This is a genomic window from Streptomyces sp. NPDC127595, from assembly GCF_042671685.1.
Classification (GTDB): domain Bacteria; phylum Actinomycetota; class Actinomycetes; order Streptomycetales; family Streptomycetaceae; genus Streptomyces.
Genome location: NZ_JBHXWK010000001.1, coordinates 355394 through 366490, shown reverse-complemented (window position 1 = coordinate 366490; position 11097 = coordinate 355394). Strand labels below are relative to the sequence as shown.

11 protein-coding genes are annotated in these 11097 nt (G+C 70.0%); 2 read left to right on the top strand and 9 right to left on the bottom strand.

Going from position 1 to position 11097, the window contains the following annotated elements; all coding sequences use genetic code 11:
- Nucleotides 1–121: 121 nt before the first annotated feature.
- A complete protein-coding gene (locus ACFVKT_RS01600; RefSeq protein ID WP_385726409.1) occupies nt 122–601 on the bottom strand; it encodes a macro domain-containing protein in 480 nt (159 codons plus the stop codon).
- Nucleotides 602–735: 134 nt separating this feature from the next.
- On the opposite strand from ACFVKT_RS01600, the gene ACFVKT_RS01595 reads away from it, so the two are divergent.
- Entirely contained in the window at nt 736–1431 is a 696-nt protein-coding gene (locus tag ACFVKT_RS01595; RefSeq protein ID WP_385726407.1) for a MerR family transcriptional regulator, read from the top strand.
- Nucleotides 1432–1459: 28 nt separating this feature from the next.
- On the opposite strand, the gene ACFVKT_RS01590 is transcribed toward ACFVKT_RS01595, so the two are convergent.
- From ACFVKT_RS01590 to ACFVKT_RS01565, 6 genes are all read right to left on the bottom strand, one after another.
- The gene (locus ACFVKT_RS01590) at nt 1460–2185 is read right to left on the bottom strand and encodes an SDR family NAD(P)-dependent oxidoreductase (protein WP_385726405.1); all 726 of its coding nucleotides are present in this window, start codon (nt 2183–2185) and stop codon (nt 1460–1462) included.
- A gap of 272 nt (nt 2186–2457) precedes the next feature.
- Nucleotides 2458–4653 (bottom strand): 3-hydroxyacyl-CoA dehydrogenase NAD-binding domain-containing protein, encoded by a 2196-nt coding sequence (locus ACFVKT_RS01585; protein ID WP_385726403.1) that lies wholly within the window; start codon nt 4651–4653, stop codon nt 2458–2460.
- A 98-nt stretch (nt 4654–4751) separates the two neighbouring features.
- Nucleotides 4752–5966 carry an acetyl-CoA C-acetyltransferase gene (locus tag ACFVKT_RS01580; RefSeq protein WP_385726401.1) on the bottom strand — a complete coding sequence of 405 codons (1215 nt, stop codon included), beginning with the start codon at nt 5964–5966 and terminating at the stop codon, nt 4752–4754.
- A gap of 21 nt (nt 5967–5987) precedes the next feature.
- On the bottom strand, nt 5988–7130 hold the full coding sequence (locus ACFVKT_RS01575) for an acyl-CoA dehydrogenase family protein (RefSeq protein ID WP_385726399.1): 1143 nt from the start codon (nt 7128–7130) through the stop codon (nt 5988–5990).
- Nucleotides 7127–8266, bottom strand: coding sequence for a CaiB/BaiF CoA transferase family protein (locus ACFVKT_RS01570; protein ID WP_385726397.1), 1140 nt, complete (start codon nt 8264–8266; stop codon nt 7127–7129). Before ACFVKT_RS01570 ends, ACFVKT_RS01575 begins: the two co-directional genes overlap by 4 nt.
- Nucleotides 8267–8393: 127 nt before the next feature.
- Entirely contained in the window at nt 8394–8774 is a 381-nt protein-coding gene (locus tag ACFVKT_RS01565) for an MmcQ/YjbR family DNA-binding protein (RefSeq protein ID WP_385726395.1), read from the bottom strand.
- A gap of 117 nt (nt 8775–8891) precedes the next feature.
- Here ACFVKT_RS01565 and ACFVKT_RS01560 point away from each other — a divergent pair, with 117 nt between their 5' ends.
- Entirely contained in the window at nt 8892–10109 is a 1218-nt protein-coding gene (locus tag ACFVKT_RS01560; RefSeq protein WP_385726393.1) for a saccharopine dehydrogenase family protein, read from the top strand.
- A gap of 16 nt (nt 10110–10125) precedes the next feature.
- On the opposite strand, the gene mmpA is transcribed toward ACFVKT_RS01560, so the two are convergent.
- Together mmpA and ACFVKT_RS01550 are read right to left on the bottom strand one after the other, a co-directional pair.
- Entirely contained in the window at nt 10126–10272 is a 147-nt protein-coding gene (mmpA, locus tag ACFVKT_RS01555; RefSeq protein WP_385726391.1) for a morphogenic membrane protein MmpA, read from the bottom strand.
- Nucleotides 10273–10355: 83 nt separating this feature from the next.
- Nucleotides 10356–11045 (bottom strand): endonuclease V, encoded by a 690-nt coding sequence (locus ACFVKT_RS01550; RefSeq protein WP_385726389.1) that lies wholly within the window; start codon nt 11043–11045, stop codon nt 10356–10358.
- Nucleotides 11046–11097 lie beyond the last annotated feature (52 nt).

Here is an 11097-nt window from a genome sequence, read left to right as displayed (position 1 = left end):
AAAATGTGTACACCGGCCCATTGCGGATTGTGTTAAAAGCTGGGTCTCCTACGCGACGGAATGGGTGGGCGTAAAGTTGCCCAACCCATTTCCCGACGCACACCCCGGCCGTTGGCGGCCCTCAGTCCCCGTGGTCGTACACCGTCACAGCTATCCCCTGCTTCACCAGCCGCTCCGCGACAAGCGGCTCCACACGGGACCACTTGCCCCCGGCGAGACCGCAGCCGATACGCGGCATGTGAACGGAGCCGCCGAGCTCGGCGGCTCTGCCGGCCAGCAGTCCGAGGGCCTGGTCAATGGCGTCGTAGCGCACGGGTACACCCTTGCTGCCTGTGCGTGTGCCTCGCTGGCCTACCAGGTTCGCCACCCACACGTATCGCTCCACCTGGACGAACTGGGCCGCGCCCAGGCCGAAGTCGTTGTGCGCGCGGTCTCGGTGCCAGGCGCGATACGCCGCTTCCGGCTCCGGCCAGCGGCGCGAGACGGCCAGTACGAAGCCCTTCCCCCATCCCCCGATGTCGTTGCAGACATGGGCGATCACCTTGACGCCCTTCCCCAGCGGAGTGGTGGCGTCGCCCCTGACGTACGCGATCTCGGACATGACGCCACCGTAAGGGCTGCCACTGACAGTGGCCCCCGACCCGGCGGAAGCCGCGCAGGTGCTTTCACAACACTGGTGAGACAGCAATACTGTTGCACCAGCTCGCTGCACAACCCAGAGAGGCAGGGCCCGCCATGACGACCGACACCGAGGAGCCGGCGCTCACGGTTGATGAGTTGGCCGCGCGGGCGGGTGTCACGGTCCGTACGGTTCGTTTCTACAGCACCAAGGGTCTGCTGCCGCCGCCGGTGATCGGGCCCAGGCGGGTGGGCCACTACAGCCAGGAGCATCTTGCCCGGCTCGCCCTCATCGAGGAGTTGCAGCACCAGGGCATGACGCTGGCGGCCATCGAGCGGCATCTTCAGCAGTTGCCGCTCGATCTGAGCGCACACGAGCTCGCCATCCACCGCGCTGTGGTGGCCTCCTGGGCGCCCGACGCGGCGGAATACGTGACGCGCGAGGAGCTGGAGCAGCGGACGGGGCGCTCGCTGGACGAGGAAGAACTGGACCGGCTCGCCGCGATGGGCATCATCACGCCGACCGCGGATTCCTTTCGCGTCGACCCGGGGCTGCTGCGGCTCGGCGTACAGCTTCTCGACGTACCCATCGCGCACGAGACGATCCTCGCGGCGCGGACCGTTCTGCTGGAGCACTCGCGCGCGGCGGCCCACGAGCTGTCCGCGCTGCTGCGTGACGCGGTGGGCGAGCGCGAGTCGGTGGCGGCGGTGAAGTCGCTGTCGGCGCATATGCAACCGCTGGTGGTGCAGGCGCTGCTGACGACGTTCCAGCGCTCGCTCAAGGAGGAGCTCCGGGAGTGGCTCAAGGAGTGAGTCCTGCGCCGACCGTCGCCACAAGCGGCTAGAAGTACGCCGACCCGCCGGCCACATTAAGGGTCTGGCCGGTCAGGAAGCCGCTGCCCTCGTCGACGACGTACAGCAGGGTCGAGACGAGATCGGACGGCTCCTGGGTCCTGGGGACGGCCTGCTGGGCGCGTACGTGCTCGAAGCCGCCGTCCGCACCGACGGTCCGCTCAGCGGCGGCGGTGCGGACCACGCTCGGCGCGATCGCGTTCACGGTGATGCCGGACGGGCCTAGCGCGGCGGCCAGTGAGCGCGTAAAGCCGATCAGGCCGGCCTTCGAGGCGACGTACGCGACCATCGTCGGCGGCGCGGTGAAGACGGCCGCAGACACGATGTTCACGATGCGGCCCCAGCCGGCCGCCTTCAGATACGGCAGTACGGCACGGGTCAGCAGGAACGGCGCCTCCAGGTTGACGCGCATGACGCGCCGCCACTCGTCGGGCGTGGTGTCCTCGAAGGCCGACTCCGGGTACACACCGGCGTTGTTGACGAGAACGTGCAGTGTCCCGAACTGATCGATGAGACGGTCCAGCGCACCTCGGATCTGCTCCTCGTCGGTGACGTCGGCGATCAACTCCACGTAGTCCAGCACCCGTTCGGCCGTCTCCGGCTGCGGGACGAGGTCGATCCCCGCGACCCGGTAACCGCGCCCGGCGAGCGCGACGGCGAACTCCAGCCCCAGGCCCTGTGCCGCTCCGGTCACCAGCGCGGTACGTGTCTCCATGGGGCGAGTGTGATGAACCGTCAGGCACTCGGCAAGGGCGCATTCCACTCGCCGGAATGGCCCCGCCGGTGCGACGGGGATGACGAGGATGACGAAGATGACGGGGACCGGTTCGCGGTCAGCGTCGGTTCCCGTTGTCGGGACCGGTTTACGGTCAGCGTCGGTCGCCGTCGTCGGGACCGGTTTACGGTCAGCGTCGGTCCCCCGTCGTCGGGACCGGTTTGCGGTCAGCGTCGGTCCCGTCGTCGCCGTCATCCCCGTCGGCCCCGTCTTCAGCTGTCGCGGAACCGCTCCCCCTTCTCCGCCTTCTCGACCAGCAGCGCCGGAGGCGTGAACCGCTCCCCATAGCGCTCGGCGAGCTCACGCGCGCGTGCCACGAATGCGGGCAGGCCGGCAGGTGCCCCGGCGCCACCGTCGTACCCGTTGATGTACTGCAGGACACCCCCGGTCCAGCCCGGGAAGCCGATCCCGAAGATGGACCCGATGTTGGCGTCCGCGACGGACGTCAACACGCCCTCTTCCAGGAGCCGGACGGTGTCCAGCGCCTCGGAGAAGAGCATGCGCTCCTGCATGTCAGCGAACGGGATCTCGGATCCGGACTTGGTGAAGTGCTCACGCAGGCCGGGCCACAGCTTGCCGCGCTTGCCGTCCGCGCCGTACTCGTAGAAGCCCGCTCCGCCGCTGCGGCCCGGGCGGCCGAACTCGTCGACCATGCGGTCGATGACGGCCTCGGCCGGGTGCGTCTCCCAGGTGCCGCCCGCCTCCTCGACGGCCCGCTGGGACTCCTTGCGGATCTTGCGCGGCAGAGTGAGCGTCAGCTCGTCCATGAGGGACAGGACCTTGGCCGGGTAGCCCGCCTGGGCGGCCGCCTGCTCGACGGACGCGGGCTCGATGCCCTCGCCGACCATCGCGACACCCTCGTTGATGAACTGCCCGATGACGCGGGAGGTGAAGAAGCCGCGCGAGTCGTTGACGACGATCGGGGTCTTGTTGATCTGGCGTACCAGATCGAAGGCGCGGGCCAGTGCCTCGTCCCCGCTCCGCTCGCCCTTGATGATCTCGACGAGCGGCATCTTGTCGACCGGCGAGAAGAAGTGCAGCCCGATGAAGTCACTCTGCCGCTCCACGCCCTCGGCGAGCACGGTGATCGGCAGCGTCGAGGTGTTGGAGCAGAGCAGCGCGTCGGGCTCGACGAGGTGCTGGATCTCCTGGAACACCTTGTGCTTGAGCGACGTGTCCTCGAAGACGGCTTCGATCACGGCGTCGCAGCCGGCCAGGTCCTGGGGGTCCGCCGTGGGCGTGATGCGGGCGAGCAGCGCGTCGGCCTTCTGCTGCGTCGTACGTCCCCTGGAGACGGCCTTCGCGCAGAGTTTCTCGGAGTACGCCTTGCCCTTGGCCGCCGCTGCGGCGGACACGTCCTTGAGGACGACTTCGATGCCCGCGCGAGCACACGAGTAGGCGATGCCCGCGCCCATCATCCCGGCGCCGAGGACGGCGACCTTGCGGACCTGGCGCGGTGCGATGCCCTTGGGCCGGTTGGCGCCGGAGTTGACCGCCTGGAGGTCGAAGAAGAACGCCTGGATCATGTTCTTGGCGGTCTGCCCGGTGACCAGCTCGGTGAAGTAGCGCGCCTCGATGACCAGCGCGGTCTCGAAGTCGACCTGCGAGCCCTCCACGGCGGCCGCGAGGATGTTGCGCGGGGCCGGGTAGGGCGCGCCGTTCAGCTGCTTCTTCAGGTTGGCCGGGAACGCGGGCAGGTTGGCGGCGAACTTCGGGTTCGACGGCGTACCGCCCGGGATCCGGTAGCCAGGCTTGTCCCAGGGCTGCTGTGACTCGGGGTTGGCGTCGATGAAGGCGCGTGCCTTGGCGAGCAACTCCTCGGGCGTGGCCGCCACTTCGTGGACGAGACCGTTCTCCAGGGCCCGCTGCGCGGAGTACTGGGTGCCCTGGAGCAGCACCTTCAGCAGCGCGTCCGCGATGCCCATCAGCCGGACGGTGCGGGCGACGCCGCCGCCCGCCGGGAGCAGCCCGAGGGTGACCTCGGGCAGGCCGATCTTCGTGCCGGGGGTGTCGAGGGCGACGCGGTGGTGGGAGGCCAGGGCGATCTCGTAACCGCCGCCGAGTGCCGCGCCGTTGATGGCGGCGACGACCGGCTTGCCGAGGGTCTCGATGCGGCGCAGGGCGGACTTGATGCCGGTGCCGATCTCGAACGCCTGCTGGGCGTTCTCCGGACCGACCCCCATCATCTCCTTGAGGTCGCCGCCCGCGAAGAAGGTCTTCTTGGCGGAGGTGTAGATGATTCCGCGGATGGAGTCCTTCTCGGCCTCGGCGCGTGCGGCGATCGCCGCGATCGAGGCCTGGAAGGCCTGGTTCATGGTGTTGGCGGACTGGTTGGGGTCGTCGAGGACGAGGGTGACGACGCCGGTCTCGTCCTGTTCCCAGCGGATGGTGGTGGGCTCAGTGCTCATCAGGGCTTGCTCCGTTGATCCGTGGATCCGTTGTCCCTGGATCCGTTCCGTGGATCCGTTGTCCCGGGATCCGTTGTCCGTTGATCCGTCGGGAAAGGTCAGACGCGCTCGACGATCGTGGCGATACCCATGCCGCCGCCCACGCACAGGGTGGCGAGGCCGTAGCGCTTGTCCTGGCGCTCCAGTTCGTCGACGAGGGTGCCGAGGATCATGGCGCCGGTGGCGCCGAGCGGGTGGCCCAGCGCGATCGCGCCGCCGTTGACGTTGACCTTGTCCAGGGACAGGCCCATGTCCTTGACGAAGCGCAGGACGACCGCCGCGAAGGCTTCGTTGATCTCGACGAGGTCGATGTCGTCGATGGTCAGACCGGCCTTGGCGAGCGCCTTGCGGGTCGCGGGAGCGGGTCCGGTGAGCATGATGGTGGGCTCGGAGCCGGAGACGGCCGCGGAGACGATCCGCGCGCGCGGGGTGAGCCCGTAGCGCTCGCCGACCTCCTTCGATCCGACGGCGACGAGCGAGGCGCCGTCCACGATGCCGGAGGAGTTGCCCGCGTGGTGGACGTGGTCGATCGACTCCACCCAGTGGTACTTCTGAAGCGCCACGGCGTCGAAGCCGCCCAGGTCGCCGATGTCGGCGAACGACGGCTTCAGCCTGGCGAGCGAGTCGGCGGTGGTCCCGGGACGCAGGTGCTCGTCGTGGTCGAGGACGACGAGGCCGCTGCGGTCCTTCACCGGGACGACGGACTTCTCGAAGCGCCCGTCCTTCCACGCGGCGGCGGCCCGCTCCTGGGACAGCGCCGCGTACTCGTCGACATCGCGGCGCGTGAAGCCCTCGATGGTGGCGATGAGGTCGGCGCCGATGCCCTGCGGTACGAAGTTGGTGGCCAGGTTGGTCATCGGGTCGGCGAACCAGGCGCCGCCGTCCGAGGCCATCGGCACGCGCGACATCGACTCGACGCCGCCCGCGAGCACCAGGTCCTCCCAGCCCGAACGGACCTTCATCGCGGCCAGGTTGACGGCTTCCAGGCCCGAGGCACAGAAGCGGTTCTCCTGGACTCCGGCGACCGTGTCGGGGAGTCCGGCGGCGAGCGCCGCGATCCGGGCGATGTCGGAGCCCTGGTCGCCGACCGGGCCGACGACACCGAGCACGATGTCGTCGATCGCGGCCGGGTCGAGGCCGGGGAAGCGGCGCTGTACCTCGTGGATGAGCCCGACGACGAGGTCGATGGGCTTGGTGCCGTGCAGGGCGCCGTTCGCCTTGCCGCGGCCGCGCGGGGTGCGGATCGCGTCGTACACATACGCTTCGGTGCTCACTGATCAAGCCTTTCAGGAGGGTTAGCCGAGGAGGGAACGGCCGATGATCTCCTTCATGATCTCGGTGGTCCCGCCGTAGATGGTCTGGATGCGGCCGTCGGTGAAGGCCTTGGCCACGCGGTACTCGGTCATGTAGCCGTAGCCGCCGTGCAGTTGGAGGCAGCGGTCCGCGACCCGCTTCTGCAGTTCGGTGGCCCACCACTTGGCCATCGAGGCGTGTACGGCGTCGAGTTCCCCGTTCGAGTGATCGACGATGCAGCGGTCGAGGAAGGTCCGGGTCACGGCGCACTCGGTGGCCATCTCGGCTATCTCGAAGCGGATGTGCTGGAGCTTGGAGAGCGGGCGTCCGAAGGCCTCGCGCTCCTTGACGTACTCCGTGGTGATTTCGAGCAGGTACTCGGCGGCGGCGATCCCTGCGACGGCGATGCCGATGCGCTCCTGCGCGAGATTGTTCATCAGATGGACGAAGGCGCCGTTCAGCTCGCCGAGCAGGTTCTCCTTGGGCACGGTGACGTCGTTGAAGAACAACTCGGCCGTGTCCTGGGCCTTCTGGCCGATCTTGTCGAGGTTGCGTCCGCGCTCGAAGCCCGCCATGCCTCGCTCGACGACGAGCAGGGACAGCCCCTTGGCACCGCCTTCGGGGGTCGTCCTCGCCACCACGATCACCAGATCGGCGAGGATTCCGTTCGAGATGAAGGTCTTGGAGCCGTTGAGCAGCCAGTGGTCGCCGCGGTCCTCGGCGTGTGTCGCGATGCCCTGGAGGTCGGATCCGGCGCCGGGTTCGGTCATGGCGATCGCCGTGATCAGCGAGCCGTCGCAGAACCCGGGCAGCCAGCGGCGCTTCTGCTCCTCGGTGGCGAGGCCCGTCAGATACGGCCCGATGATGTCGTTGTGCAGGCCGAGCGCGATTCCGGCGGCCCCCGCGCGCGTGAACTCCTCGGCCAGTACGGCGCTGTAGCGGAAGTCGGCGTTGCCGCCGCCCCCGTACTCCTCGGGCACCGCCAGCCCGAGCAGCCCCTGTTTCCCGGCCGCCCGCCAGGCCTCGCGGGAGACGATGCCGTCCTTCTCCCACTGCTCGTAGTACGGCAGCACCTCCTTGGCGAGGAAGGTGCGCACCGTCTCGCGGAACGCGTCGTGCTCGGGCTCGAAGATCCGCCGCTTCATCCGGGGCTGCCCTTCTGGAGGTCGGGTACGTCCCAGTCGCGGGCCACGTCCGCCGTGTCGGCGCCCGGCTGGGCGGGGCCGCTGCGGACGGAGGTGCGGGTGACGGAGAAGCGGGGCGCGGGGGCGGGCTGGGTGATGCCGCCGTGGTCGGTGAAGGTGCCGCGGGCGGCCAGGTGCGGGTGGGCGGGGGCTTCGCGCAGCGAGAGGACCGGCGCCACGCATGCGTCGGAGCCCTCGAAGACGGCCGTCCACTCGTCCCTCGTACGGGTCTTGAAGCCGGCCGCGACCGTCTCGCGCAGTTCGCCCCAGCGCGACAGGTCCTTGCGGGCCGGTGCCTGGTCCTCGATGCCCAGCAGGCCCACGAATTCGTCGTAGAACTGCTGCTCCAGGGGGCCTACCGCCATGTACTGCCCGTCGGACGTCTCGTACGTCCCGTAGTACGGGCAGCCGCCGTCCAGCAGGTTGGCGCCGCGCCGGTCCTGCCAGCCGCCGGCGGCGAGCATGCCGTGGATCATCGCGGAGAGGTGCGCGGTGCCGTCGACGATGGCCGCGTCCACGACCTGTCCGGCGCCGGTCGCGCGGGCGTGGTGGAGCGCGGCGAGGACGCCGACCACGAGGTAGAGCGAGCCGCCCGCGTAGTCGCCGAGGAGGTTCGCGGGGGCCATGGGCGGCTCGTCCGGCTTGCCGATCATCCCGAGCGTGCCGGTCAGGGCGATGTACGCGATGTCGTGCCCGGCGCGCTGGGCAAGGGGGCCCTCCTGTCCCCAGCCGGTCATCCGGCCGTAGACGAGCGCGGGCTTGCGGGCGTGGCAGTCCGCCGGTCCCACGCCGAGGCGCTCGGCGACGCCCGGGCGGTAGCCCTCGATGAGGATGTCGGCGCGGTCGACCAGGTCGAGGACGTGGGCGGGCCCGTCCGGCGCCTTGAGGTCGATCACGACCGACCGCTTGTTGCGGTTGGTGATGTCGTACTCGGGATTGATCGCGAGCCCGGCGCCACCGGGGCGGTCCACGCGGACCACGTCGGCGCCGAGATCGGCAAGAAGCATCGCGGCGAACGGGCCGGGGCCGATCCCCGCCAGTTCGACAACGCGCACTCCGGCGAGGGGGCCATGCCCTGCCGTACCCGTCACTGCCATCAAGCCCCCAGCTCTGTGACACTACTGATGTGACATCAGTGATGTTAAGAACGTGTTCCACATCGGGCAAGCCCTCAACGAGCAAGCGCTTAGTTAAATTCCGGCGCCGTCGGCCGAGCGGGAGCCCTCAGCGGGCGTCCAGCTCCGTGATCAGTTTCTTCGGCGCGATCACCCGGTAGCTCTCCTCGACCCAGTCGCAGAGCAGCTCCGCCGCCGGAGCCCCTTGCTCCTCCAGGGGTATGCGCACCCAGCCGGATCTGCCCAGGCCATAACCGGCGGGCTCGGCGCCGGGCGAGGTCAGGGCGTGGGCGTGCGCCTCGTCGTCCTTGAGCTTCAGCGTGACGGCCAGCGGGTAGCTGCCGTCGTCCATGCCGAGGAAGACGAACACCTTCTTGTTGACCTTGGCGACGGACTCGCCCCAGGGGAACTCCTCGGTGGCGCCGGGCAGCCCGAGGGAGAACTCGCGCACCTTCTCCCATTTCTTCAGGGCGTTCTTCGGCACGGCCACGGCGACCTCCGACCTTTTCGTCCGACCTCGTTGTCCGGCTGCTCGTTCCTCACGCTAGCCTCAGCCACCGACAACGGCGCTTCGCGCACGGCTGCGCGGTCGAGGAGCAGGAGTGTCATGAGCAGGCCGAACGAGACGGATCGCGCGGACCGCGCGTACGACATCGTGCTCTTCGGAGCCACGGGCTTCGTCGGGGAACTCACCGCGGAGTATCTCGCCGCGCACGCGCCCAAGGGGCTGCGGTGGGCGATCGCGGGACGGAGCCAGGAGAAGCTGGACCGGCTGCGGGAGCGGCTGGCCGGCGCTCCCCGTTCGACTGACACTCCCGCCGACCCCCCGGCCCCCGGCGTCATTCGCGCGGACGTGTCCGATCCGAAGTCGCTGCGTGAACTCGCCCGCTGCGCGCGCGTGGTGGCCACCACGGTCGGGCCGTACGTCACCTACGGCGAGGAACTGGTGGCCGCCTGCGCCGACGCCGGTACCGACTACGCCGACCTGTCCGGTGAGCCCGAGTTCGTCGACCTGACCTACGTCCGGCACGACACGCGCGCGCGGGAGACCGGCGCGCGGCTCGTGCACGCCTGCGGTTTCGACTCGATTCCGCACGACCTGGGCGCGTACTTCACCGTGCAACAGCTTCCCGAGGGCGTTCCGCTGCGGGTCGACGGGTTCGTGCGCACCCAGGCGATGTTCTCGGGCGGCACGTTCGCCTCGGCGCTCGGCCAGTTCTCGCGCGGGCGGCACCTGCTGGCCGCCGCCCGCGACCGCCGCCGGCACGAGCCTCGGCCGGTGGGACGTCGGGCGACGGCACCACAGAGCGCTCCGCGGTTCGCCAAGGAGATCGGGGCGTGGGCCCTGCCGCTCCCCACCCTCGACCCCCAGGTGGTGCGACGGTCCGCACAGGCCCTGGAGCGGTACGGGCCCGACTTCCGCTACCGCCACTACGCGGCCGTCGAACGGCTGCCCATCGCGCTGGGCGGCGTCGCCGCGACGGGTGCGCTCTTCGCGGCCGCCCAGGTCCCGCCCGCCCGGCGCTGGCTGTCCGACCGGTTCAAGCCCGGGGAGGGACCGAGCGCGGCGCTGCGTGCGAAGAGCTGGTTCTCGGTGCGGTTCGTCGGCGAGGGCGGCGGGCGCCGCGTCTTCACGGAGGTCGCGGGTGGCGACCCCGGCTACGGCGAGACCGCCAAGATGCTCGCGGAGTCCGCGTTGTCACTGGCCTTCGACGAACTGCCGGACACCGCCGGGCAGGTCACGACGGTGGTGGCGATGGGGGACGCGCTGACGGCGCGGCTCCGTGCGGCGGGGATCACCTTCCGGGTGGCGGCCACCCTCTAGGGGACCGTCCAGAGGCTCAGAACGTCCACCCGGTGACCGTGTAGATCATCCCGCCTATCCAGGCGACTCCGGCGATCACCGCGAGGAACAACGCGGCCATCACGGCGCGCTCGACGGGCTGGGTGGGGTGGGCTTCGGCCTTCGGGGCGCGGTGCGTTGTCATGCTGCACAGCCTGCCGATCATGACAGTGCGCCCACATCCGTACTCGTACTCAGAAAACGTACTCAGTCATCAGTGCGCGGCGCTCAGGGAGTTGCCTCCTGGAGCGCCCGTCTGCAGAGGGAGTCGGCGCGTCGAGTGGATTCCGGGAGGCGGTACTTCGGGGTGAGCGCGAGCGTGTGCGTACACGCGTTGTCGAGGCTCACCCGGTGGCCGACCGACACGAACACCGGCTTCACGCCGTCCTGGGTGCGCAGGGCGCGGCCCACCTCGTCCTGGCCCGCGAGGAGCGGGGACACGCTGCCGCGCCGGGCGCCGGGCTCCTCGTAGTCGAAGGTGAAGGGATTCTTGGCGACCCCGATCGTGGGCAGCCCGGTGAGCACGCCGAGGTGGCTGGCGAGGCCGAAGCGGCGCGGGTGGGCCAGGCCGTAGCCGTCGCAGACGACGAGACCCGGTGCGCAGGGCAGGGCGTCGAGTGCGGCCAGGACGGCCGGGATCTCGCGGAAGGCGAGGAGCCCGGGAACGTACGGGAAGGAAACCTGGCCGACGGCGGTCGCCTCGGCGACGACGTCGAGCGTCGCCGCGTCGAGCACGACGGCCGCGGCCACGACGACGTCCCGCTCGTCGTCGTACGCCACGTCGACCCCCGTCACCCGGCCGGTGCCGGGCGGCGGTCCTGCCTCTCCGAGGACCACCCGCCCCCGCAACTCGTCCTGCGCGGCGCGTGCTTGCTCTTCGGTGGCGGGCCAGCCCGCGGGGATGCTCACGGTCGTCATGGTGGGCACAAGCGTACGACCGGAGAGCGGGCAGGCCCGTCCGGGGTGGGTA